Below are 21,993 nucleotides of genomic sequence, written 5' to 3'. Positions count from 1 at the left end.
AGCCGGCTGTTTCACATTCAACAGTGGCGATCTCATCGCCTCAGCGGCATCAGGCCGTTACTGTTACGCGCTGACCCTCAAACTCAACCGTTTGTCCCGCCACAATCTTGCAGCGTTTACGGGTTTCAACCTGGCCATCAACGGTAACCAGTCCGTCGGCAATCAGATTTTTGGCCACTGCGCCGCTCTCTACCCAGCCTTCAAGCTTCAGCAGGTCGCATAAATCCACATGCGCATGTTTACCCAGGGAAAATGTCGCCATTATACGGCTCCTTTATCGTGATAGTCTTCGCACGCCTGCAGCGTATTTTGGATCAGCGTTGCCACCGTCATCGGTCCAACGCCGCCTGGCACCGGGGTAATCCAGGATGCACGTTCGGCCGCGCCCTCGAAATCGACATCGCCCACTACTTTGCCGCTTTCTAAACGGTTAATGCCCACATCAATCACAATGGCGCCCGGCTTAATCCATTCACCAGGAATAAAGCCCGGCTTACCGACGGCGACCACCAACAGATCGGCGTATTGAATATGATGACGCAGATCTTTGGTAAAGCGATGCGTAACGGTGGTCGTGCAGCCTGCCAGCAACAGTTCAAGGCTCATCGGACGTCCAACGATATTCGATGCGCCAACCACTACTGCATTCAGGCCGTTGGTTTCAATGTTATAACGCTCCAGCAACGTGATAATGCCGCGCGGCGTGCAGGGACGCAGCAGCGGAGCGCGCTGGCACAGGCGGCCTACGTTATACGGGTGAAAACCATCTACGTCTTTATCCGGGGCAATGCGTTCCAGCACCTTGACGTTATCAATACCCGCAGGCAGCGGCAGCTGCACCAGAATACCGTCGATCTCGTGGTCATTATTCAGGGCGTCAATCAGCGCCAGCAGCTCAGTTTCGCTGGTGGTGACGGGCAGATCGTAAGAGCGAGAGATAAAACCGACTTCTTCGCAGGCGCGGCGCTTGCTGCCAACATAGATCTGAGAAGCGGGATCTTCTCCCACCAATACCACGGCCAGACCCGGCGCGCGTTTTCCGTGCGCCAGACGCTGTTTCACTTTTTCGGCAACTTCAAGGCGCACCTGCTGCGCAATCGTTTTACCGTCGATAATTTTTGCTGCCATCAGTGAAGAAATCCATCTGTTTGAGTGAATCGGGGAATGGGGCATATTTTGTCAGAAGCACAGGCTGCTGTCAGTCCCTGAATCACGCTGGCTGGTTACATCTTCGGCGATGGGAACGACACGGCTGCAAAAACGTTGACTCGTTGTCTTTGCGCCGTATAATTCGACGCAACGCATCAATGCGCCCTTAGCTCAGCTGGATAGAGCACCGGCCTTCTAAGCCGTAGGTCACAGGTTCGAATCCTGTAGGGCGTGCCATTAAATATCAACCACTTATCACTCGCCTCCAGCTTTCAGATTTTCAACGTGGGACAGATTTGGGACACGACTTCCAAAAATCGCGTCAATTTGCCTCGCATGCTCCGTTAAATGGTTAGGCGCCAGATGTGCATAACGCTGCACCATCTCGATGCTTTCCCAGCCACCCATTTCCTGCAGCGCGGATAGCGGAACTCCTGACTGAATGAGCCAGCTTGCCCAGGTGTGTCGCAAGTCGTGAAACCGGAAATCCTCAATGCCTGCCCGCTTGAGTCCGATCCGCCACGCTGTGTTTTCATCGCACCGCATTTTCCTGACCGCCGGAGTCTTGGTTCCGTCAGGCCGGGTTGCCATCCTTCCTACAGTTTTCTGCTCTTCCTCGCCGGTAATGGTTGATATATCGCGCCCGGCAAAATGATCGAGGAAGAACTCTATATTCACTTTGTCATCGTCCAGGTTGAGCTTATGCTCCTTTTCATCAAGCCAGCGCATGCAGGCTTCTTCAAATGAGCGTGCTGGTAAGTCGTCTAACTCTTCAACGCGCCATCCTTCAGCCGGTCATACAGCTTCTGAACTTGCTTCTTGTCCGCTGCCCTAAGCGAGCGCCTAACCCTTTTGCCATTTGGAGTAAATAAATGACAGTGTCATACACCGTCTCTGAGGGTGATTGACATGATGGTCCTAATTACACATGCGTTAAACGGCATGCAGCAGCTAACGCTTCATAGGGAGTAAAGGCACTAAGCAGGAAGTAATGATAAGTTTTTTTATGTTTTAGGGCATGAAAAAGCTGCGTCTGACGCGGCTTACGTTGAAAAAGACTAATTAACCGTTTTAAGATTTTCGCCACACGTCATGGAACGTGAACGAAATTAGCTAGTCGTACTCTTTTAGCAAAAGAGGGGATTTGAAGAACGGCTGAATTTTCTCAACCCAGTTATCTGGGACGTCAAATTCACCATTATTAATGACTTCATTAGGAATGAACCCCAAAGACTTAACAATATCAAAATTCCCACCTAAATCTTTAGATGATTCCTCTCCAATAATGTTATTACCATTCTTCTCACACCAATAAAGCTCAAGTTTTAGACCCAAAATAAACTCCTTATAAATATTTTTTGATGTTTCTTGTCTTATCCGGTCCTTTAAGCTGCTTACCGGTTGCGGGATCAAAACTGCCAAGATGCGCACCGTCACTTGAACGATAACCATCTAACTTCACCCCTTGTGAATCCCATTCATAAATTTTGTTACCTTTGTCAGCTGTCCATCGACGTCGATAGATTTGGCCTTTATGGCAGATAAGACTTACACTATTACTGTTGTGCGTTTTTTGCTCAGAAGGCTTTTTTGCTGGTGCGTCGTTAGCGAGACCTTATGGTTACCGCCTGATGAAGCATTATCAGGAACAAACGATGCTTTGATAAGTTATCAAATTATCGTTAAGCCTGAATTTCATGTTATTAAAAGGATCGTTTATGCAACGTGTTCAGCTTAATCATATTACTTTCGATATTGGTTTCGATAATGGGCTTTACTTTGCTCATGCTACGTCAGGCCCGTCATCGACAGGCAAGAGTATTGAAGAATTATCTTCCAGTCTGGCTGAACTCACTGGAATCAAAAAAGAAGATTTATCTGCACATATCAGCGATATACTTTCCTGATGATATATCACCAGGTGCTCTCGTAAGAAAGCGTCTGGTGAGCATCTTTAATCGGCTAAAATTAAGATATTCTCTGGTTAACACCGTTGATTTTTACACGCTGCTCCGAACCAGAAATCAAACGATCCTTGATATTTCATCATCTTCTCCTTTTTACCGAGCCACCGTTTCGATGCATCGGCCCTTATCCGTTATCCATACTGACATGCCGGAAGAAACGCCTCCGGTAATGAACGTTCTCGATGAGCGCGAACGTATTTTTCAGGTGTTGAAAGAGACTAACGGGGTGGTTGCCGGTCCTCGCGGTGCGGCCTGCCGTTTAGGCTTAAAACGCACCACGCTGCTGTCAAGAATGAAAAAATCAGGTATCAAGGCGAAGTAAAACGCATTAGCCAGCCGTTAAAAGAGCGGCCAGCGTTAAGATGTTGCAGGAGGCAGCAAAAGCGATCGTCAGCTAAGATCACCCTCAGTTAGCGTAAGCAGAGGCAAAATAATGGCGGATATCAAACTTATTGCTGTTGATATGGATGGCACCTTTCTTGATGACCGGAAAAATTATAACCGTGCGCGCTTTGCCGAACAGTATGCAGAGCTTAAGGCACGCGGTATTCGGTTCGTGGTTGCCAGCGGCAACCAGTATTATCAGTTGCGCACCTTTTTTCCTGACATTGCACATGAGCTCGCCTTTGTGGCAGAGAATGGCGCTTATATCGTTGAGGCGGGCGAGGATCGCTTCGTGGGCGAGTTTCCAGCTGGCGATGTGGCAAAAATTATCGATACGCTGGCACGCGGCAATTACCCTGCGCTGAATTATGTGCTGTGCGGCTACCACAGCGCCTGGTATTTTTCCTCGGCGCCCGCTGCCTACATTGAAAAAATGCGCCGCTACTGTTATCGCCTCCAGCCAGTAGAACGGCTGGATGAGATTCACGATCGTCTGTTTAAATTTGCGCTGAATCTCTCGGATGAGTACGTTCCGGTATTGATGGCAGATATTGAACGACATCATGCTGGCGTCGCGACCGCCGTGACCAGCGGCCATGGCTCTGTTGATCTGATTATTCCCGGCTTGCACAAAGCGCACGGCCTGGCGCTGCTGCAGCAGCGCTGGGGAATAACCCATCAACAGGTGCTGGCGTTTGGCGACGGCGGCAACGATCTGGAGATGCTTAGCCAGGCCGGTTTCGGTTACGCTATGGCTAACGCGCCCGAAAGAGTGAAGGCGGCAGCAAAGTATCGGGCACCGTCAAATAATCAGGAAGGCGTGCTGGATGTTATCCAGTTGCTGCTGGACGGACGCCCTCCCTTTGATTAGTCGGTACAGCAGTACGCCTGCTCCAGCATCCAACGCCTTTGCGCGAGGCTGTAATTAACCAGCGAATTTTTACTGTTGGCGCGCGCCACTATCCACTCGACTTCGCTGGCGCTGAGCGCAAGCCGTTGCTGCCAGAAAGGAAATACAGCATGCTGTTGAAGCCACTGCGACAGATAGCTTGCCGGCGTCGGGTGTGCTGCGCCAAACAGCGCCAGCTGTAGCTCGGCCATTAATGCCTGCTGCTGCGGATGTTCGCTGTTGTCCAGCAGCGCTAAAAAGGGCAACAGCAGGCGGCCACAGACTTCACCGTGATGCCAGGCTTTGATAGCGCCCAGCTCGCCCGCAATACCGTGGATAACGCCTAACCCGGCCATGCTCAGGCTTAACCCTCCCAGCCACGACGCCATCAACATCGCCTCGCGCGCTTCGGCTCCGCGTTCATCCTGACGATTAAGATCCGGCCAGCCCTTAATAAACTGACGCATACCGTTAAGCGCGGTTTGCCGGGTGAACATATTCCCTTTGGCTGAAAGCCAGGCTTCAAACAGATGAGTAAAGGCATCGATAGCGCAGCAGGCGAGGACCTTATCGGGCGCGCCGCCGAGTAAATCAGCATCAAGAATGGCAACCTGCGGCACAAAATTAGCGTGACGTAATGAAGCCTTAACCTTGTTATCGCTCTGGTCGGTGACTACCGCATTTTGCGTCACTTCGCTCCCGGTGCCCGCCGTAGCTGGAACGGCAATTAATGGCAGCGTTTCGCCGCTGACCGGCGTATCGCCTGTTTTTTCCAGATAGCGCAACGTGTTAAGCGGGTGCTGGCTCATGGCGGCGAAGGCTTTGGCCGCATCCAGAACGCTGCCGCCGCCAATTGCCACCACGCGTTCAACCTTGCCGCGCCAGCGCGCGACCCAGTGGTCAATATTATCCGGCGAGGCTTCATGAGTAACGACTTCATAGCCGATAAGCAACGGCTTAAGCGCCGGACTGATAGCAGCGTAGTGCGAGCTGTTAAGGAAAGAGCGGCTGCAAAACAGGAGTGTCGCTTGCGGTGTTTGCTGAAGTAGCGGTAGCAGCTGTTGCAGGCTGCCCCGGCCAAAAAAAGTTTGTCGGTTAGCGATCGTCTGGCTGGTCAACACGTTTACTCCCGCCACGGTTTAGTAAGGAGAGGTGAGTTTAACAGTCAACCGCTCCGCTATGGATAGCTTATGAACGTTAACATGGCGGTAAAAAGTTGATCATCTTCGCAAATCAATAATTCTACCTGCGGCTCTGATTCCAGTGACAATTTGTTACCGCTACCATGTTATCGGTAACAATACGGCAACGCTTTCACTTGCTGCTAAGCATGTCACTCAGTTTATTCCTGTCGTGACCCACAATGATAAAGTCGGCCGTTATTCCTGGCGGCCATTCACCGGAGAAAAATTATGCCATTAGTTATCGTTGCGGTTGGAGTCGCGCTGCTGCTCCTGCTAATGATTCGCTTCAAGCTTAATGGATTTATTGCGCTTATTTTGGTTGCGCTGGTGGTGGGAATAATGCAGGGAATGCCGGTCGATAAAGTGATCGCCTCCATTAAAGCTGGCGTTGGCAGCACACTTGGCAGCCTGGCGCTGATCATGGGATTCGGCGCAATGTTAGGGAAGCTTCTGGCGGACTGCGGCGGGGCGCAGCGGATCGCCACTACGCTGATTGCTAAATTTGGCCACCGTCATATTCAGTGGGCCGTGGTATTAACCGGCTTTACCGTGGGTTTTGCTCTGTTTTATGAAGTGGGGTTTGTGTTGATGCTGCCGCTGGTGTTCAGCATTGCAGCCTCGGCGCGCGTGCCGCTGCTCTACGTTGGCGTACCAATGGCCACCGCTTTATCCGTAACGCATGGCTTCCTGCCGCCGCACCCGGGTCCGACCGCTATTGCCACGCTGTTTAACGCCGATATGGGGAAAACGCTGTTGTTCGGTACGCTGCTGGCGATTCCAACGGTAATACTGGCGGGGCCGGTTTATGCGCGCTTTCTGAAAAACATTGATAAGCCTATTCCGGAAGGGCTTTACAACCCGAAAACCTTTAGCGAAGAGGAAATGCCAGGCTTTGGCGTCAGCGTCTGGACCGCGCTGGTACCGGTTGTGCTGATGGCTTTACGTGCCGTAGCGGAAATGGTTCTGCCTAAAGATAACCCGTTGCTGCCCTGGGCGGAGTTCTTTGGCGATCCGGTAATGGCAACCCTGATAGCGGTACTGATTGGTATTTTTACCTTTGGCCTTAATCGCGGCCGTAGTATGGAAGAGGTGATGGATACGCTGACTGATTCCATCAAGATTATTGCCATGATGTTGCTGATTATCGGCGGCGGCGGCGCCTTTAAACAGGTGTTAGTGGACAGCGGCGTGGACAAATATATTGCCGGTCTGATGCATGCTACTAACCTGTCGCCTATTTTTATGGCCTGGTCGATTGCCGCCGTACTGCGTATTGCGCTGGGATCGGCAACCGTTGCCGCCATTACCGCGGGTGGTATCGTCGCGCCGCTGATTGCCACTTCCGGTGCCAGCCCTGAGCTGATGGTGATCGCTGTGGGAGCAGGCAGCGTTATTTTCTCGCACGTTAACGATCCTGGCTTCTGGCTGTTCAAAGAGTATTTTAACCTGACCATTGGTGAAACCATGCGATCATGGTCAGCGCTGGAGACCATTATTTCGGTTTGCGGGCTGGTGGGGTGTTTGCTGCTCTCTGCTCTTATCTAAGCTAAGGCAGCAGCGACGCTGATATTCCCGGTTGCGCTGCTGCCCGAAGCATCAAGCGCCAGGGCATCCTGCGGGGTCCCTGGTCATTTAATGCGGCTGATTAAAACCCGCTTTTATCATTTGCTCGCGCAGCGCCCGCGTAATTTCACGATTGCCGCCGGTGACCGGATAGATAACGTTATTAACCACATCATCCAGATAGTGCTCATCAAACTCCTGTAAAGAGAGCTGGTCGCCGCCCTCATCGTTGATGGCAATCGTCCCCTTGATATGATTACCGGCATGGTTCGCCTTCAGACAATATCTGCCCATATTGGTATCAATCGTACTCATAAGGCCTCCTTTTTACAGGCTGACAAAAAGTCACTAAGACACCGGGTTGATACCCGCCTTAAGTTTAGCTTTCTTTATTGCACAGAGCGAAGCGGCAGGGCAGGGGGAAAGGTAAAGAGCGCGACCGGGCTCGCAAAATGCAAAATCCCAATCCTTAACTATACTTAAGCGACAGATAACGTTGCGGTTGTTGACCAAATGGCGCTCATGTTTTCTTAAAAACTGACCGCAGCGCACTTTACTTATCGACTCATCGCCATAGTCGTCTACAGGGAGAATAGAATGAAGATTATACTTTGGATTATTGCAATTATCTTTATCGTTGGGTTACTAACGCTTACCGGCGTATTCAAGATTCTGTTTTAGTTTAACTGGCGGCACCTCAGGCAGGTGCCGCTTTTCTAAGGCCTGAGTCGGCTATTGCGCTGCCTGATAAGGCAATGGGCAATAGGATCTATTTCTGTATGGGGTAATACATCCTGTACGGTAAAAGGTTTAAAGCAATAAGCACATACCGCGCCGTGGTGAAATTTCCCTTTTTGGTCCCCGGTAGTATAGCGAAACCTTTTGCTGCCACAGGCGGTACATCGTACTTTCATGACCATCCTTATCTTCCTTACTGCTGATTTCGCGGCGTGAAATATCTTAGCAAAAACACATGAAAGATCTATAAATTTACTTAATCTGTTTAAGGTTGTTATGATCACGCGCTAAATAAATGAAAAGTAAGTAAATTTAAAGCATGCTTTTCACTGGACCAGGCTATAAAGATAAGAAAAAGCTGATTTCAATGATTTTTCTCAATAAGAGAGCAATTTTTAATCGGTAGATATTCCTTTCTCATTAGAAAAAGGAAAGAGTGTGATGCGTGCTACCTCTGATATTGCCTTGATGCACAAGAGGCCTGCTGTTAAAAGCTAAAGCCAGGCTAAATGAGATGGGTGTGGGATAACTTTACGGCGATATAAAATGCTGTTTAACTTTTGCTCAATGTTGTTATCGTCTGGCATGGTAATTTTTCGCCGCAAAGGTTGAGACGCTGGAAAACATCCGTTGTTACCGCGTTTTTTTAGAGAGCAGATCAATATCAAAATTTACCTTAATTAAATCATTGGGTTATGATTGATTGAGATGAGGAGGTGAAGGCGACTGCTCTGGAAAGACGATTCTCTGTGGTATTTAATGACTTCTACAAAGTAGTCACATACGAAAAAAAGGCGATATTTATCACTTTTTCTTCACGACGCACTGGACAAAAGGCGCGGCAATTGCTGTACTTAACCCCGACACAGTTTAGTGTCCATTTTTCATGTAAAGGTAATATAGATGTCCAAGATCAAAGGTAACGTTAAGTGGTTTAATGAGTCCAAAGGATTCGGCTTCATTACTCCGGAAGATGGCAGCAAAGACGTATTCGTACACTTCTCTGCTATCCAGAGCAATGGTTTCAAAACCCTGGCCGAAGGTCAGCGCGTTGAGTTTGAAATCACTGACGGCGCAAAAGGCCCATCTGCTGCTAACGTTATCGCTCTGTAAGTTAACAGTCAGAATTTTAAAAACCCGCCTGCTGGCGGGTTTTTTTTTGCCTGAGTCAGCGGTAGAGATATAAACCGATAAAACCAATCAGCGAAACGCAGCTTAACGTCAGAGCAAAGAGTTCAGACAGGCTACGCGGCATCAAATTTTTCATTATTACTCCTTCCCGTAAAATCTTCCCTCAGTGTGCCGTCGTAAGGTTAAGGAAACATTAATTATTGCGTGACCGCACATAAAAAGCGGGAGTTATGTTTTACCTGCGGTATCCGCTTGCTTCCCTGCCTTAACTACAGCTATAAACAGGTAACCCCAACGCGGTAAGCGTATCTGAAGGAGCCGCAATGAACATCAGGCCAGCTCAAACTAAAGACAGTTTCGCCTTAATCTCTTTACTGCATGAATTAGGCTACGGTGGCACCGAAGGCCTGATGAACCACCGCTTACAGCAGTTGATTGACCATCCCGATGAGATGTTGATGGTGGCCGAGGACAGGCAAACCGTGCTGGGCTTTTTATCACTGCATTTTATTCCACAGCTGGCGCTGGCCGGTGACTTTGCTCGTATCAGCTATTTCTGTATTGCCGACGGTGAGCGTAGCAAGGGCGTCGGGCAGCATTTGCTACAGCATGCTGAACAGCTGGCGCGTGAACGGGGCTGCGATCGCATGGAGGTGCATTGCCATGAGGCGCGTATCAAAGCTAACCAGTTTTATGCGCGTGAAGGCTATAGCGAATCGCCCTGCTACCGTATCAAACGGCTGGCGTAAGAGATCATGGTTCTGACAGCGGGTCAGCGTAAGGGAGGGAAGAAGATGAAAGTCGCTATGGGGCAGTTTGCTGTCGCGCGTGAATGGCAGCAAAATGCGCATACCTGTATTGAGCTGATGCAGCAGGCGCAGCAGGCAGACGCTGCATTGCTGGTGCTGCCTGAAGCGGTATTAGCGACCGATATCCAGGACCCAGGGCTGGCGGTAAGAGAGGCACAGCCGCTGGATGGCCCTTTTCTGACTCAGTTGCTGGCTGCCAGCCGTGAAAGCACGCTAACGACGATATTGACCCTCTATGTCCCTGATGGCTCACAGCGGGCGATTAACGCACAGGTGGCTCTGCGCGGCGGGGAAATTGTTGCACGCTACGATAAGCTGCATCTTTACGATGCATTCGCGATGCAGGAATCACAGCACGTCACCGCTGGCCTGGCTGTTCCGCCTTTGCTGAAAGTGGGCGAAATGAAAGTCGGCATGATGACCTGTTACGATATCCGTTTCCCGGAGCTGGCACGTCGCCTGGCGCTGGATGGTGCCGATGTGCTGGTACTGCCATCGGCGTGGGTCAGAGGGCCGCTAAAAGAGATGCACTGGGACGTGCTGGTTACCGCAAGGGCGCTGGAAAATACCTGTTATGTGATTGCGGTAGGCGAATGCGGACCACGTAATATCGGCAGCAGCCTGATTGTCGATCCGCTGGGCGTCGCCATTGCCCGCGCTGCGGAAAACCCGGCGCTGGTATTTGCCGAACTGGATGCGCAGCGCGTTAAAAGCGCCCGCGAAAGGCTGCCGGTTTTAGCCAATCGTCGCTTTAGCCGCCCCGAACTGAATGCCTGACGCCTGATATCGCTCAGGCGAGCCGGAGCTGAATAAGCAACCACCCCCTTGTTTTGCGCGTCAAAAAAATTTGTAATCTGTTACAAGTGGCGGTTGTATTGGGTAACGTTCTGCGCGTTAATAGCCGACGTTGGCTTCTCGTTTAAGGTAAATAGGTGTTATGGAAGGTATCAGCATTGCCAAGTTACTGGTTATTGGTGCGTTGATCGTACTGCTGTTCGGTACGAATAAACTCCGTTCGCTGGGTGGTGATTTAGGTGCCGCCATTAAAGGCTTTAAAAAAGCGATGAAGGATGAGGATGCGGCACCGGCTGCGAAAGCAGAAGAAATGCCTGCTGAGCGCGTCACCCATAAAGAGTAACCCCTGCGGCAGCGTTAAGTTACAAATTGTAACTTCGCAGCGGTAATAAAAAAACGCAGCTCATGGCTGCGTTTTTTTGCAACAAAGCGCTTATTTAACTTCCAGCCCTTTCGCCTGCAGATCGGCGTGATAAGAAGAGCGTACAAAAGGACCGCAGGCGGCGTGGGTAAAGCCCATCGCCAACGCTTCTTCTTTCATTTCATCAAATTCTGCCGGGCTGACATAGCGCTGAACCGGCAGGTGATGACGGCTTGGCTGCAGGTACTGACCCAGCGTAAGCATGGTCACGCCATGACGACGCAGATCGCGCATCACTTCGATAATTTCCGCATTGGTTTCGCCCAGACCCACCATCAGGCCCGATTTGGTCGGGATATCCGGATGTGCTTCTTTGAAACGCTCCAGCAGTTTCAGCGACCACTCATAGTTAGCGCCGGGACGCACCTGACGATAGATACGCGGCACGTTTTCCAGGTTGTGGTTAAACACATCCGGCGGCGTTGCGGTCAGGATCTCCAGCGCACGATCCATACGGCCACGGAAATCTGGTACCAGCGTTTCGATTTTTATCGTTGGGTTTTTTTCACGAATTGCGGTGATGCAATCGGCAAAATGCTGTGCGCCGCCGTCACGCAGATCGTCGCGATCCACTGAGGTCACGACCACATAGCGCAGGCCCATATCGGCAATGGTTTGTGCCAGTTTGGCTGGCTCGTTGCTGTCTGGCGTAAGCGGGCGACCATGCGCCACGTCGCAGAATGGGCAGCGACGAGTACAGATGGCACCCAGGATCATAAAGGTGGCCGTACCGTGGTTAAAACATTCTGCAAGGTTAGGGCAGGAGGCCTCTTCACAGACAGAGTGCAGACCGTTTTTACGCATCGCCGCTTTAATGCCCTGAATACGGCTGGAGTCGGCGGGCAGTTTGATCTTCATCCATTCCGGCTTGCGCAACAACTCCTGGCGCTCGGTTACCACGGTTTTCACCGGGATTAACGCCATTTTGTCTGCGTCGCGATATTTGACGCCGCGTTCCATCTGAATCGGTTTACTCATAAGCTTGCAGTTTCCAGGTTGGATTGCAGTTTGAAAAGAGGCGGTAACTCAACGAGCCGGCTGCTTTTTCAACTTTATTTGAAAAAAGTGCAAAAATTATATCATTTCAGCGCCTGACAAACAGCCTGACGGCGTGCTAAAAAGTTGCAAATTTGTAAAGCAGCCTGCACCTTTACAAAAAAGCAGAGTGCTCCGCTGGTTGCCAGCTGGCCGACGGGATCGCCACCTGCTGCAAAAACTTTTCAATCAGCACGGGCTGCACCTCTTGCGGCGTGATACCAGCACGAAACGCACTTAGCTGCGTCATCTCCAGTCCGGCGTAGCCGCAGGGATTAATGCGCTGAAAAGGCGCAAGGTCCATAGCGATATTCAATGCCAGCCCATGAAAAGAGCAGCCCTGACGAATACGTAGCCCGAGCGAACAGATTTTTTTGCCATCCACATAGACGCCGGGAGCATCGGGGCGCGCATAGGCTGCCACATCATAATGCGCCAGCGTCTCAACCACCGTTTGTTCGATAGCGGTAACCAACTGACGTACACCCAGCTTGCGGCGTTTCAGATCGATTAATACGTACAATATCTGCTGCCCCGGGCCGTGATAGGTCACCTGGCCGCCGCGATCGCTCTGCACCACGGGAATATCGCCGGGCATCAGTAAATGCTCAGCCTTACCCGCCTGACCCTGCGTAAAAACCGCAGGATGCTCTACCAGCCACAGCTCATCCGGCGTATCGGCAGTACGGCTATCAGTAAACTGATGCATGGCAAGAGAGACAGATTCCCAGGGGCGCAGACCCAACGGGCGAACAATAAGAGGAGGCTGCTGCAAAACGTGCTTTCCGTTCCAGATAAAGAGGGAAGTATAACGCTGCTCCTGGACGAGCTCTACCCGCCCAGGCTGACGCGCATGGAATTACAGCACCATACGCACAATTTCGATTTTGCCCAGCTCTTCATACAGCGTTTCAACCTGCTCAATATGCGTCGCGGTGATGGTAATCGAGACAGAGTGATAGTTGCCTTTGCTGCTGGGTTTTACATCTGGCGTATAATCGCCTGGCGCATGACGCTGCACCACTTCCACCACGTGATCAACCAGCTCCGGCTGTGCCAGTCCCATGACTTTATAGGTAAAAGAACAGGGAAATTCGAGCAGTTCGTTCAGTTTGGTTTTCATAGAGACTCCGGTGCTAAAAAAAAGACTCCCGCCGCAGCGGGAGCTTACACATAATCAGGATATAAGGGCGAACAGAGCGAATATCAACCGCCTCGCGCCTTAACCGAACCAGTGGTGGAACATCAGCTTAATATAATCCACGATGCGGCTAAAGAAACCCCCTTCCGGCACTTCATTCAGTACCACTAACGGGCGTTGCTCAATTGTTTTGCCATCCAGCTGGAAGTTAATGGTACCGACCACCTGATTTTTCTGCAGCGGCGCATGCAGTTCGGTATTGCTCAGCACGTAGCTGGCTTTCAGATCTTTCATCCGTCCGCGTGGAATGGTCAGATACATATCCTTACTGACACCAAGCTGAACGCGATCGCTGTTGCCAAACCATACTGGCTCAGAGGCGAACTCTTTTCCAGCTTTCAACGGCGCAACGGTTTCAAAGAAACGGAAGCCCCAGGTCAACAGCTTTTTACTTTCAACTTCACGGCCTTTATAAGTATGGCCGCCCAGTACCGCCGAGATCAGACGCATCTGGCCTTCAGTCGCAGACGCGACCAGGTTATAACCGGCTGCGGAGGTATGGCCCGTTTTGATGCCGTCGACGTTCAGGCTGGTATCCCACAGCAGGCCGTTACGGTTCATCTGACGAATATTGTTGAAAGTGAACTCTTTCTCTTTATAAACCGCATACTCTTCCGGCACATCACGGATCAGCGCCTGACCAATCAGCGCCATATCGCGCGCGGAACTATACTGGCCATCTGCATCCAGACCATGCACCGTCTGGAAGTGAGTGTTTTGCAAGCCCAGCGCTTTGACATAGTTGTTCATCAGGCCGACAAACGCATCCTGACTGCCTGCCACATAGTCTGCCATAGCGACGCAGGCATCATTGCCGGACTGCAGCACGATACCGCGCGTCAGCTGGGAAACCGGTACGCGATCACCCGGCTTCAGAAACATCAGCGAAGAACCACGGAACACCGGATTTCCGGTCGCCCAGGCATCCTGGCCCACGGTAACCATATCGTCCTGATGAATTTTGCCTGCTTTCACCGCCTGGCCAATAACATAACTGGTCATCATTTTGGTCAGGCTGGCCGGGTCGCGACGCGCGTCGGCATTCTTTTCAGCAAGGACTTTCCCGGAGTTATAGTCGATCAGGATATACGCTTCTGCGTCAATCTCCGGTACGCCAGGGATCATGGTTTTAAGATTAATATCTTCAGCCAGCGCGGCCTGGCTCAGGCTCAGGGCAATCACGGTGCCCGCCGCCAGGCGCTTAAAATAGTGACAGGTTTTCAGCGTATTCATGTTAAGGACAACATCATCCGTGGAGGTTAGTGAAAAAAAGTGCCTTACTATAGCAAAAGGCGTTTTTACAGGCACCCAACTTTGCGTTGACAAAATAAACAGCCAGCCTGTTTTCTGTTGTCTTAACGCAAAGTGGCCGCCGTTGGTTTTTACATGCCGCTTTGAATCACGGTAATAAAGGATTGCTGACTGGCTTCACTAATCAGCCGCTGCTGCAGCGCCGCCGCCTGTTGACGGGAAGCAAACGGTCCCAGCTGTACGCGATAAAGTTTACCGCTGCTGGCTACCGTACCCGGTACGCCAAACTGCGATTTCAGTTTCTCCGCCCACTGTTGCGCCCGACCGGCATCGCTGAGCGCGCCAACCTGGACCACATAATTTCCCGCTGCCGCAGAGGGTGCCGCCGCCGACACGCTGCCAGCCGCAGGCGATGGCGAGGCCGCTGGCGTTTCTGGCTCGCTGCCTTCCAGTACGCCCGCATGGAGCGGCGTTGGTGCACCAAGGAAGCCGCTGCTGCGTACCGGTGCGCCGATTGAGCTATCGCTGGTGAGCGTACTGTTATCCACTGGATGTATATTTTGCGGCTGTTCAGTCGCTGCTGGCTGTCCCGCCGCAGCGGAGCCGCCCATCATCATGGTTCCGCCACCGATATCGGGAGGCGACGGTAAGGCGTAGCTCTGTTTGGCAACCACGGTGCCAATGGTGCCAGGACCGGAAAGCGAGCCGTCCGGCGCAACCTTGATGTAATCAACACGTACGCGCGTGTTATTAGATATGTTCAGTCGATCCCCGGCCGCGCGCGAAAGGTCAATAATGCGGCCTGGCGTGTAAGGGCCGCGATCGTTAACGCGCACCACCAGTTGCCTGCCGTTGGCAAGGTTGGTTACCCGCACATAGCTGGGCAGGGGCAGGGTAGGGTGAGCTGCGGTTAACCCTTCCTGATCGAAGGTTTCACCGGTAGCGGTACGCGTACCGTTGGCCTGCTCGCTATACCAGCTGGCCAGTCCGGTTTCGCTATAGTTAGAGGGATCTTTTATAATCCGCCAGGTTTTGCCATTGACGCTGTAATCCTGGCTGGTGGCCGGATTTATCGGCTCATAGCGCGGCTCGACGCCGCCGATCTCCACAACCGGGCCGTTATAAGCAGGCTGCTGCGGAGCGGGCGTCTGCTGTTCTGTGGGAGTCGTACAGGCGGCGAGCAGCAGCGAAGCTGCACCCACCCAAAGCCAATCCTTACGCATCGAGAGCCTCTTAAACGCTTTTAGACAATAATTTTCGGTGTGTGTGAATCGACATAACGATGCCAAATCCAGCCATCAGTACAATCAGCGCCGAGCCACCGTAGCTTACCAGCGGCAAAGGAACGCCAACCACCGGTAAGATACCACTAACCATGCCAATATTAACGAAAACGTAGACAAACAAAATCAGCATCAGGCCGCCAGCCATTACCCGGCCAAACGTGGTTTGAGCACGCGCAGCGATAACCAGGCCGCGCATGATCAGCATCAGATAGAGGGCCAGCAGGATCAGGACGCCTACCAGCCCCAGCTCTTCAGCCAGCACCGCAAAGATAAAGTCGGTATGACGCTCCGGCAGAAACTCCAGCTGTGACTGGGTGCCATGCAGCCAGCCTTTACCGCGCAGGCCACCAGAGCCGATAGCGATCTTCGACTGAATAATATGATAACCGGCACCTAGCGGATCGCTTTCCGGGTCGAGCAGCATCATCACGCGGTCACGCTGATAATCGTGCATCAGGAAAAACCACAGTATCGGAATAAAGGCGGCGACCAGCAGTACGGCCACGCCGATCAGCTTCCAGTTCATACCGGCTAAGAACAGCACGAACAGGCCAGAAGTGGCAACCAGAATCGAGGTGCCGAGATCGGGCTGAGCGGCTACCAACAGCGTGGGCACAAAAATCAGCACCAGCGCAATACCGGTATTCTTTAACGTCGGCGGGCAAATATCGCGGTTAATAAAACGCGCCACCATCAGCGGAACGGCGATTTTTGCGATCTCCGAAGGCTGAAAGCGAACTATGCCAAGATCCAGCCAGCGCTGCGCGCCTTTACTGATATGCCCGAAGGCATCTACCGCAATCAATAGCACCACGCAAACCAGATAAAGGTAGGGCGCCCAGCCTTCATAGACGCGCGGCGGCACCTGCGCCATCGCCACCATTACCGCCAGTCCCATAAAAATCTGGCCGATTTTACGCTCCATCATGCCGGGATCCTGACCGCTGGCGCTCCACATAACAAAGGCACTGTAGATCAGCAGGCAGGAGATAATAATCAGGAACAGGGGATCGATATGAATCTTGGTCCAGATCGATTTTTTTTGCGGATTATCGTTCATGGACATCGTTATTCACCTTCATAACCGGGCGGGGTCGGCGCGGCATCCGGCAGCACCGTATTATTATCGCCTAACATAATGTGGTCGAGGATCTGGCGCATCACCGTGCCCACAGCCGGACCTGCACCGCCATTCTCCAGGATGATGGTTACCGCTACGCGCGGCTTATCGTAAGGTGCAAACGCAGTCATTAACTTATGGTCGCGCAGCCGTTCTGCAATTTTGTGCGCATTATAGGTTTCATTCTCTTTCAGGCCGAACACCTGTGCCGTACCGGATTTTGCGGCAATTTTATAGGGCGCGTTGTCAAAACTTTTATGTGCGGTGCCGTTAGGCCGGTTAGCTACGCCGTACATGCCATCTTTTGCAATCTCCCAATAGCCGGAGTGAATATCGCCAATCGGGGCAGACGGCGGCTGACGATAAGGCACCAGCACGTTGTTTTCCCGCGTGGCGCGCAGCAAATGTGGCGTTTTGATTAAGCCGTCGTTGATTAAGATCATCAACGCTTTGTTCATCTGCAGCGGCGTTGCCGTCCAGTAGCCCTGACCGATACCCACCGGAATAGTATCACCCTGATACCACGGCTTTTTAAAGCGCTTCATTTTCCATTCGCGCGTCGGCATATTGCCGGGGTTTTCCTGCGGCAAATCGATACCGGTGCGCTGGCCGTAGCCAAATTTATTCATCCACTCTGACAGGCGATCGATACCCATATCATAGGCAACCTGATAGAAGAAGGTATCCGCTGACTCTTCAAGGGATTTGGTCACATTCAGCCGACCGTGTCCCCACTTTTTCCAGTCGCGGTAACGTTTTTCAGAGCCGGGCAGCTGCCACCAGCCAGGATCGAACAGGCTGGTGTTACGATTGATAACCCCGGCGCTTAACGCGGAGACGGCGACATAGGGCTTCACTGTTGATGCCGGCGGATACGCGGCCTGAATCGCACGGTTATAAAGCGGGCGGTTTTCATCCTGCAGCAGCGCCTTATAATCCTTGCTGGAAATGCCATCAACAAACAGGTTTGGATCGTAGCTTGGCGTGGAAACCATCGCCAGAATCTCGCCGGTACGCGGATCGCTCACCACCACCGCCGCGCGGCTGCCGACCAGCAGCGTCTCAATATATTGTTGCAGCTTAAGATCGATGGTCAGCCAGATATCACGCCCGGCCTGCGGCGACTGCTCATGTAACTGACGGATCACACGGCCACGGTTGTTGACCTCAACCTCTTCATAGCCGGTTTTGCCGTGCAGCACATCTTCGTAATAGTTCTCAATGCCCAGCTTGCCGATATCGTGCGTTGCCGCATAGTTAGGCCATTTACCCTCTTTATCCAGGCGCGCTACGTCACGATCGTTAATTTTAGAGACGTAGCCCACCACATGGGTCAGCGTTTGACCGTAAGGGTAGTAGCGCCGCTGGTAACCTTTTACCTCAACGCCGGGAAAGCGATACTGGTTCACGGCGAAACGGGCAACCTGCACATCATTCAGCGCGGTTTTTAAGGGGATGGAGGTAAAGCGACGCGACCGCTTGCGCTCTTTCTCAAAATTCTCAATATCATCATCGGTGAGATCGAGCACCGGCCGCAGCGCCTGTAGCGTCTGTTTGAGGTTATCAACTTTTTCCGGCACCAGCTCCGCCTGATAAATGGTGCGGTTCAGCGCCAGCGGCGTGCCGTTGCGGTCATAGATAATGCCGCGGCTGGGCGCCACCGGCACCAGCTTGATGCGGTTTTGGTTAGAGCGGGTGCTGTAATCTTCGAAGCGTAAGATCTGCAGATGATACAGGTTGAAGACCAGAATACCGGAGAGCAATAAAATACCGACGAACGCCAGCAGCGCCCGCCGTACAAACAGGGTTTGCTCGGCAGTATAGTCACGAAAAGCGTTACGTTGAGATTTCATCCGCTGTTTGAGATGTCCGTTTGGCCTTATCGGATTATTCACGATGATCCGGATTATTCACGATGATAAGGATGATTCGCAGTAATGCTCCATGCACGATACAGGCTTTCTGCAACCAACACGCGTACCAGCGGATGAGGCAGCGTAAGCGCTGAAAGAGACCAGCTCTGTTCCGCTGCAGCTTTGCAGGCTGGCGACAACCCTTCCGGGCCGCCAATCAGCAGGCTGACATCGCGGCCATCCTGTTTCCAGCGCTCCAGCTGTTGGGCAAGCTGTGGCGTTTCCCAGGGTTGTCCGGGAATATCCAGCGTCACAATACGGTTACCCTTGCCGACGGCAGCCAGCATCGCTTCCCCTTCTTTTTCAAGAATGCGTTTGATATCCGCGTTTTTACCGCGCTTGCCGGCAGTGACCTCGGTCAACTCCAGCGGCATATCTTTTGGAAAGCGACGCAGGTATTCCATAAAGCCGGTTTGAACCCAGTCCGGCATTTTGGTGCCTACGGCAACAAGCTGCAACTTCACGACTTAACTCCAGAGCTTTTCCAGCTCATACAGGTGACGACTCTCTTCCTGCATGACGTGAACAATAATTTCACCGAGGTCGACCACCACCCAGTCGGCAACGTTTTTCCCTTCCACGCCAAGCGGGATCAGGCCCGCAGCGCGGGACTCTTCCATAACGTGATCGGCAATAGACATCACGTGACGGGAAGAGGTGCCGGTACAGATGATCATACAATCGGTAATGCTGGATTTACCCTGCACGTTGATAGCAATAATGTCCTGACCTTTCAGATCATCAATCTTATCAATAACGAAATCTTGGAGTTCTTTACCTTGCAAAAGGTTCACCTTTTAAGCGTTTCTGTTGTCTGTCAAACGCGCTTCGCGGCGCCTGAAAAATTGAGCGGCGCAGTATAACATGCGCTTATCAAGGGCGATATAAGCCCTGATGATTGATATAGTCGATAACCGCGGGCGGAAGCAAATCTTCACAGGAGAGCCCCTGATGACGACGGCGACGAATATCGGTAGCGGAAACCGGCACCAGCGGCGTATCTGCCAGCCAGATCAGGCCGGCAGGCTGCTGATGTAAGGCTGAGGCGTCCGCTGTCTGATGCTGCTCAAGCCAATCCTGAAGCGCTGACGTTGGCATCGCGCGATCGTAACCTGGGCGCTGGCAAACCAGCAGATGACAGAGATCCATTAGCTGTTGCCAGCGATGCCATGTATGCAGGCTAAGCAGTGAGTCCTGACCAATGATAAAGGCCAGCGGCTGATGCGCCCCGCGTTCAGCGCGCAGCTGCTCCAGCGTTTCCACCGTATAGGAAGGGGTCTGACGTTCCAGCTCGCGCGTATCAAGGTTAAACAACGGACGATCGGCAATCGCCAGCCTGACCATCGCAACGCGTTGCTCGGCGCTGGCTTCAGGCTGAGGGCGATGCGGCGGGACATTATTCGGCAGCAGTGTAACCTGATGTAAACCGACCTCCTGCGCCAGTGCCTGAACGGTTTTCAGATGGCCGTAGTGGATCGGATCAAAGGTGCCGCCAAAGAGCGCATGCAGAGAAGCCATTTAAAATTCGCCTAATTCCGCAGGAAGGGCTTTATTACACAGCAGCAGCGAAAGAGTTTCTATCTCCGGCCACAGCCGCTGGCCGTAATCCTGTTTAAGAGTGATTTCCAGGCGCGTTAACAGCTGAATAGCCTGACGGATTTGCACTAACGTCAGGCGTTGCAGCGCTTCGCTGAACAGAGCGCGACGATTTTGCCATACGCGATGCTGATCGAACAGAGTTCGCAGCGGAACGTTGCTCTGCTGGCGCTGTAGCGTCAACAGCAGCAGCAATTCACGCTGCAAAGTGCGGATTAAAATCACCGGCTCGCTCTCTTCGGCGGCAAGCTGCCGAAGGATATGCAGGGCGCGTTTGCTTTTCCCCGCCAGCAATGCATCAACCCAGTGAAAAGGCGTAAAGTGCGCTGCATCGCTGACCGCCTGCTCCACACGCGGCAGCGTGAGTTTGCCGTCCGGCCAGAGCAGTGATAAACGTTCCAGAGCCTGTGCCAGCGCCAGCAGATTCCCTTCATAGCAGTAGCACAGCAGCTGACAGGCAGCTTCATCCAAATCCAGCTGCATGCTTTTGGCACGCGCGGCAACCCAGCGCGGAAGCTGGGCATGCTCAGGCGTTGCGCAGGGCACCAGCACCGCCTGGGCGCTGAGTGATTTAAACCAGGCGCTGTTTTCCTGCGCTTTGGTCAGCCTGTTGCCGATAATAATTGGCAGAATATCGTCATGCAGCAGCGTACTTAGCTTTTCCAGCTGGCTGGCCATCGCTGCGTTGGGACCGTTTTCCGGCAGCGTTAAGGTCAGCGTCTGGCGACTGGCAAACAGGCTCATCGCCTGACAGTTGCCAAATACGCTGTCCCAGTCGGTCTGGTTATCCAGCACCACGCTGAAATGTTCAATAAACCCCTGCTGCTGCGCACTGGCCTTGATGACATCATGGCTCTCCTGCAGCAGTAGCGGTTCATTGCCCATTAGCAGATAACAGGCACGCAGCCCCTCATGGAGCTGCGTGCGGAGTTGCTCAGGGTAAATCCTGATCATTGCAGGCTGGTAGCCGAAGAGGAGGAGACTTCCGGTGAATCTTCACCCGGTGCCAGCACATCTGATGACGGCAGCGTCTCTTTATCATTCAGCTGGGCGGTGTGTACTGTCAGCAGCTTACGGACCAGTTGCTCCGCGACACGCTGACGCATTTCATCACGGATGATGATTTGCTCGGCATCTTTCGCCAGCGCTGCCAGCGGGTTATCCACGAAGGAACGATAAGTCGTGGCGCTGATCGGGTAGATCCCCTTACCAGGGATAACCACCTGAGCGCTGACGGTCATTACCATGGAATACTCCGCCGTGACGCCGTTCTGGAACACCGATGCCGTATCCTGACCCTGACGTTCTGCTGCCAGGCGCAGGGTAGGCAGATCGGTACGGGTGCCCGCATTCTCTGCTTCCACAATCGTAATGTTATTCAGGCGTAGCTGCTGACGCACCGTGCGCGCTAACGGACCGTAGGGATCGCTGCTTTGCAATACCAGGGTACGCAGCTCATGCGGCACCTGAGTGGTGCTACGCAGATGGAAGCCGCAGCCGGCGGTAACCAGTACCGCCAGGCCAAGTAAAAAGGTAAAAATCGGATGTCGCACAGTTCCTC

At 52.6% G+C, this 21,993-nt stretch carries 25 protein-coding genes, 1 tRNA gene and 2 pseudogenes; 9 read left to right on the top strand and 19 right to left on the bottom strand.

Annotated features, from left to right (window positions below):
- Nucleotides 1–49: 49 nt before the first annotated feature.
- Nucleotides 50–262, bottom strand: coding sequence for a ribosome-associated protein YbcJ (gene ybcJ, locus ACQE32_RS09440; protein WP_426974582.1), 213 nt, complete (start codon nucleotides 260–262; stop codon nucleotides 50–52).
- Nucleotides 262–1,128: a bifunctional methylenetetrahydrofolate dehydrogenase/methenyltetrahydrofolate cyclohydrolase FolD gene (folD, locus tag ACQE32_RS09435; RefSeq protein ID WP_250652090.1), complete on the bottom strand. Its 867-nt coding sequence runs from the start codon at nucleotides 1,126–1,128 to the stop codon at nucleotides 262–264. Before folD ends, ybcJ begins: the two co-directional genes overlap by 1 nt.
- 181 nt (nucleotides 1,129–1,309) lie before the next feature.
- Between folD and ACQE32_RS09430 the strand changes: the two genes are divergently transcribed.
- Nucleotides 1,310–1,386 (top strand) — tRNA-Arg (locus ACQE32_RS09430).
- Between the two features lie 18 nt (nucleotides 1,387–1,404).
- Here the strand turns inward: ACQE32_RS09430 and ACQE32_RS09425 are convergent.
- From ACQE32_RS09425 to ACQE32_RS09415, 3 genes and pseudogenes are all read right to left on the bottom strand, one after another.
- A pseudogene (locus ACQE32_RS09425) lies at nucleotides 1,405–1,737 on the bottom strand (tyrosine-type recombinase/integrase); the annotation flags it as partial.
- 525 nt (nucleotides 1,738–2,262) lie between these two features.
- Complete coding sequence (locus ACQE32_RS09420; RefSeq protein WP_427021763.1) at nucleotides 2,263–2,580, bottom strand: colicin E3-like toxin immunity protein; 318 nt, start codon at nucleotides 2,578–2,580, stop codon at nucleotides 2,263–2,265.
- Nucleotides 2,495–2,674, bottom strand: a complete 180-nt coding sequence (locus ACQE32_RS09415; protein WP_427021762.1) for a colicin E3/pyocin S6 family cytotoxin — start codon at nucleotides 2,672–2,674, stop codon at nucleotides 2,495–2,497. Before ACQE32_RS09415 ends, ACQE32_RS09420 begins: the two co-directional genes overlap by 86 nt.
- 193 nt (nucleotides 2,675–2,867) lie before the next feature.
- Here ACQE32_RS09415 and ACQE32_RS09410 point away from each other — a divergent pair, with 193 nt between their 5' ends.
- The 3 genes and pseudogenes from ACQE32_RS09410 (at nucleotide 2,868) to ACQE32_RS09400 (ending at nucleotide 4,371) form a co-directional block, all read left to right on the top strand.
- Nucleotides 2,868–3,056 carry a hypothetical protein gene (locus ACQE32_RS09410; protein WP_250652092.1) on the top strand — a complete coding sequence of 63 codons (189 nt, stop codon included), beginning with the start codon at nucleotides 2,868–2,870 and terminating at the stop codon, nucleotides 3,054–3,056.
- Between the two features lie 232 nt (nucleotides 3,057–3,288).
- A pseudogene (locus ACQE32_RS09405) lies at nucleotides 3,289–3,438 on the top strand (helix-turn-helix domain-containing protein); the annotation flags it as partial.
- A 111-nt stretch (nucleotides 3,439–3,549) separates the two neighbouring features.
- Nucleotides 3,550–4,371, top strand: a complete 822-nt coding sequence (locus ACQE32_RS09400) for a Cof-type HAD-IIB family hydrolase (RefSeq protein ID WP_250652094.1) — start codon at nucleotides 3,550–3,552, stop codon at nucleotides 4,369–4,371.
- Here ACQE32_RS09400 and ACQE32_RS09395 read toward each other — a convergent pair.
- Nucleotides 4,368–5,510 carry an iron-containing alcohol dehydrogenase gene (locus ACQE32_RS09395; protein WP_427021662.1) on the bottom strand — a complete coding sequence of 381 codons (1,143 nt, stop codon included), beginning with the start codon at nucleotides 5,508–5,510 and terminating at the stop codon, nucleotides 4,368–4,370. The two genes, ACQE32_RS09400 and ACQE32_RS09395, sit on opposite strands and share 4 nt — an antisense overlap.
- Before the next feature lie 291 nt (nucleotides 5,511–5,801).
- Here ACQE32_RS09395 and gntT point away from each other — a divergent pair, with 291 nt between their 5' ends.
- Nucleotides 5,802–7,118 (top strand): gluconate transporter, encoded by a 1,317-nt coding sequence (gntT, locus tag ACQE32_RS09390; protein WP_085067644.1) that lies wholly within the window; start codon nucleotides 5,802–5,804, stop codon nucleotides 7,116–7,118.
- A gap of 87 nt (nucleotides 7,119–7,205) precedes the next feature.
- Here gntT and ACQE32_RS09385 read toward each other — a convergent pair whose 3' ends face one another.
- On the bottom strand, nucleotides 7,206–7,451 hold the full coding sequence (locus tag ACQE32_RS09385; protein WP_426974082.1) for a hypothetical protein: 246 nt from the start codon (nucleotides 7,449–7,451) through the stop codon (nucleotides 7,206–7,208).
- A 1,326-nt stretch (nucleotides 7,452–8,777) separates the two neighbouring features.
- Between ACQE32_RS09385 and cspE the strand changes: the two genes are divergently transcribed.
- From cspE to tatE, 4 genes are all read left to right on the top strand, one after another.
- The gene (gene cspE, locus ACQE32_RS09380) at nucleotides 8,778–8,987 is read left to right on the top strand and encodes a transcription antiterminator/RNA stability regulator CspE (RefSeq protein ID WP_038627478.1); all 210 of its coding nucleotides are present in this window, start codon (nucleotides 8,778–8,780) and stop codon (nucleotides 8,985–8,987) included.
- Nucleotides 8,988–9,328: 341 nt separating this feature from the next.
- Entirely contained in the window at nucleotides 9,329–9,754 is a 426-nt protein-coding gene (locus tag ACQE32_RS09375; RefSeq protein ID WP_250652096.1) for a GNAT family N-acetyltransferase, read from the top strand.
- A gap of 45 nt (nucleotides 9,755–9,799) precedes the next feature.
- Nucleotides 9,800–10,591, top strand: a complete 792-nt coding sequence (locus ACQE32_RS09370; RefSeq protein WP_427021661.1) for a deaminated glutathione amidase — start codon at nucleotides 9,800–9,802, stop codon at nucleotides 10,589–10,591.
- A gap of 160 nt (nucleotides 10,592–10,751) precedes the next feature.
- Nucleotides 10,752–10,952, top strand: a complete 201-nt coding sequence (gene tatE / locus ACQE32_RS09365; protein WP_085067639.1) for a twin-arginine translocase subunit TatE — start codon at nucleotides 10,752–10,754, stop codon at nucleotides 10,950–10,952.
- A 90-nt stretch (nucleotides 10,953–11,042) separates the two neighbouring features.
- Here tatE and lipA read toward each other — a convergent pair whose 3' ends face one another.
- The 12 genes from lipA to lptE form a co-directional block, all read right to left on the bottom strand.
- Nucleotides 11,043–12,008, bottom strand: coding sequence for a lipoyl synthase (lipA, locus tag ACQE32_RS09360; RefSeq protein ID WP_085067638.1), 966 nt, complete (start codon nucleotides 12,006–12,008; stop codon nucleotides 11,043–11,045).
- Nucleotides 12,009–12,180: 172 nt separating this feature from the next.
- Nucleotides 12,181–12,840: a lipoyl(octanoyl) transferase LipB gene (gene lipB / locus ACQE32_RS09355; RefSeq protein WP_426974084.1), complete on the bottom strand. Its 660-nt coding sequence runs from the start codon at nucleotides 12,838–12,840 to the stop codon at nucleotides 12,181–12,183.
- Nucleotides 12,841–12,924: 84 nt separating this feature from the next.
- Nucleotides 12,925–13,188 (bottom strand): DUF493 family protein YbeD, encoded by a 264-nt coding sequence (gene ybeD / locus ACQE32_RS09350; RefSeq protein WP_085067636.1) that lies wholly within the window; start codon nucleotides 13,186–13,188, stop codon nucleotides 12,925–12,927.
- Between the two features lie 99 nt (nucleotides 13,189–13,287).
- Nucleotides 13,288–14,499, bottom strand: a complete 1,212-nt coding sequence (dacA, locus tag ACQE32_RS09345) for a D-alanyl-D-alanine carboxypeptidase DacA (RefSeq protein ID WP_426974085.1) — start codon at nucleotides 14,497–14,499, stop codon at nucleotides 13,288–13,290.
- 149 nt (nucleotides 14,500–14,648) lie between these two features.
- Nucleotides 14,649–15,740 carry an endolytic peptidoglycan transglycosylase RlpA gene (gene rlpA, locus ACQE32_RS09340; RefSeq protein ID WP_426980995.1) on the bottom strand — a complete coding sequence of 364 codons (1,092 nt, stop codon included), beginning with the start codon at nucleotides 15,738–15,740 and terminating at the stop codon, nucleotides 14,649–14,651.
- 10 nt (nucleotides 15,741–15,750) lie between these two features.
- The gene (mrdB, locus tag ACQE32_RS09335; protein ID WP_250652683.1) at nucleotides 15,751–16,863 is read right to left on the bottom strand and encodes a peptidoglycan glycosyltransferase MrdB; all 1,113 of its coding nucleotides are present in this window, start codon (nucleotides 16,861–16,863) and stop codon (nucleotides 15,751–15,753) included.
- Between the two features lie 8 nt (nucleotides 16,864–16,871).
- Entirely contained in the window at nucleotides 16,872–18,776 is a 1,905-nt protein-coding gene (gene mrdA / locus ACQE32_RS09330; RefSeq protein ID WP_426980996.1) for a peptidoglycan DD-transpeptidase MrdA, read from the bottom strand.
- A gap of 53 nt (nucleotides 18,777–18,829) precedes the next feature.
- Complete coding sequence (rlmH, locus tag ACQE32_RS09325) at nucleotides 18,830–19,300, bottom strand: 23S rRNA (pseudouridine(1915)-N(3))-methyltransferase RlmH (RefSeq protein WP_085067632.1); 471 nt, start codon at nucleotides 19,298–19,300, stop codon at nucleotides 18,830–18,832.
- 3 nt (nucleotides 19,301–19,303) lie between these two features.
- On the bottom strand, nucleotides 19,304–19,621 hold the full coding sequence (rsfS, locus tag ACQE32_RS09320; RefSeq protein ID WP_085067631.1) for a ribosome silencing factor: 318 nt from the start codon (nucleotides 19,619–19,621) through the stop codon (nucleotides 19,304–19,306).
- A gap of 88 nt (nucleotides 19,622–19,709) precedes the next feature.
- Nucleotides 19,710–20,354, bottom strand: coding sequence for a nicotinate-nucleotide adenylyltransferase (gene nadD, locus ACQE32_RS09315; protein WP_426980997.1), 645 nt, complete (start codon nucleotides 20,352–20,354; stop codon nucleotides 19,710–19,712).
- On the bottom strand, nucleotides 20,355–21,386 hold the full coding sequence (gene holA, locus ACQE32_RS09310) for a DNA polymerase III subunit delta (RefSeq protein ID WP_426980998.1): 1,032 nt from the start codon (nucleotides 21,384–21,386) through the stop codon (nucleotides 20,355–20,357).
- A complete protein-coding gene (gene lptE, locus ACQE32_RS09305; RefSeq protein ID WP_250652102.1) occupies nucleotides 21,383–21,985 on the bottom strand; it encodes an LPS assembly lipoprotein LptE in 603 nt (200 codons plus the stop codon). Before lptE ends, holA begins: the two co-directional genes overlap by 4 nt.
- Between the last annotated feature and the right edge of the window lie 8 nt (nucleotides 21,986–21,993).

The sequence above is a fragment of the Pantoea sp. FN0302 genome, from assembly GCF_050113775.1.
In the GTDB taxonomy this organism is placed as follows: domain Bacteria; phylum Pseudomonadota; class Gammaproteobacteria; order Enterobacterales; family Enterobacteriaceae; genus Mixta; species Mixta alhagi.
This window is presented reverse-complemented; position numbering and strand designations above follow the sequence as displayed.

What these genes read in the sequence shown, in the direction of transcription:
- ACQE32_RS09375 (WP_250652096.1), top strand. Translation starts at nt 9,329, where the DNA reads ATGAACATCAGGCCAGCTCAAACTAAAGACAGTTTCGCCTTAATCTCT.
- tatE (WP_085067639.1), top strand. Translation starts at nt 10,752, where the DNA reads ATGGAAGGTATCAGCATTGCCAAGTTACTGGTTATTGGTGCGTTGATC.
- dacA (WP_426974085.1), bottom strand. Translation starts at nt 14,499, where the DNA reads ATGAATACGCTGAAAACCTGTCACTATTTTAAGCGCCTGGCGGCGGGC.
- ACQE32_RS09385 (WP_426974082.1), bottom strand. Translation starts at nt 7,451, where the DNA reads ATGAGTACGATTGATACCAATATGGGCAGATATTGTCTGAAGGCGAAC.
- ybcJ (WP_426974582.1), bottom strand. Translation starts at nt 262, where the DNA reads ATGGCGACATTTTCCCTGGGTAAACATGCGCATGTGGATTTATGCGAC.
- lipA (WP_085067638.1), bottom strand. Translation starts at nt 12,008, where the DNA reads ATGAGTAAACCGATTCAGATGGAACGCGGCGTCAAATATCGCGACGCA.
- mrdA (WP_426980996.1), bottom strand. Translation starts at nt 18,776, where the DNA reads ATGAAATCTCAACGTAACGCTTTTCGTGACTATACTGCCGAGCAAACC.
- nadD (WP_426980997.1), bottom strand. Translation starts at nt 20,354, where the DNA reads ATGGCTTCTCTGCATGCGCTCTTTGGCGGCACCTTTGATCCGATCCAC.
- ybeD (WP_085067636.1), bottom strand. Translation starts at nt 13,188, where the DNA reads ATGAAAACCAAACTGAACGAACTGCTCGAATTTCCCTGTTCTTTTACC.
- ACQE32_RS09410 (WP_250652092.1), top strand. Translation starts at nt 2,868, where the DNA reads ATGCAACGTGTTCAGCTTAATCATATTACTTTCGATATTGGTTTCGAT.
- mrdB (WP_250652683.1), bottom strand. Translation starts at nt 16,863, where the DNA reads ATGAACGATAATCCGCAAAAAAAATCGATCTGGACCAAGATTCATATC.
- ACQE32_RS09370 (WP_427021661.1), top strand. Translation starts at nt 9,800, where the DNA reads ATGAAAGTCGCTATGGGGCAGTTTGCTGTCGCGCGTGAATGGCAGCAA.
- holA (WP_426980998.1), bottom strand. Translation starts at nt 21,386, where the DNA reads ATGATCAGGATTTACCCTGAGCAACTCCGCACGCAGCTCCATGAGGGG.
- rlpA (WP_426980995.1), bottom strand. Translation starts at nt 15,740, where the DNA reads ATGCGTAAGGATTGGCTTTGGGTGGGTGCAGCTTCGCTGCTGCTCGCC.
- folD (WP_250652090.1), bottom strand. Translation starts at nt 1,128, where the DNA reads ATGGCAGCAAAAATTATCGACGGTAAAACGATTGCGCAGCAGGTGCGC.
- gntT (WP_085067644.1), top strand. Translation starts at nt 5,802, where the DNA reads ATGCCATTAGTTATCGTTGCGGTTGGAGTCGCGCTGCTGCTCCTGCTA.
- cspE (WP_038627478.1), top strand. Translation starts at nt 8,778, where the DNA reads ATGTCCAAGATCAAAGGTAACGTTAAGTGGTTTAATGAGTCCAAAGGA.
- ACQE32_RS09400 (WP_250652094.1), top strand. Translation starts at nt 3,550, where the DNA reads ATGGCGGATATCAAACTTATTGCTGTTGATATGGATGGCACCTTTCTT.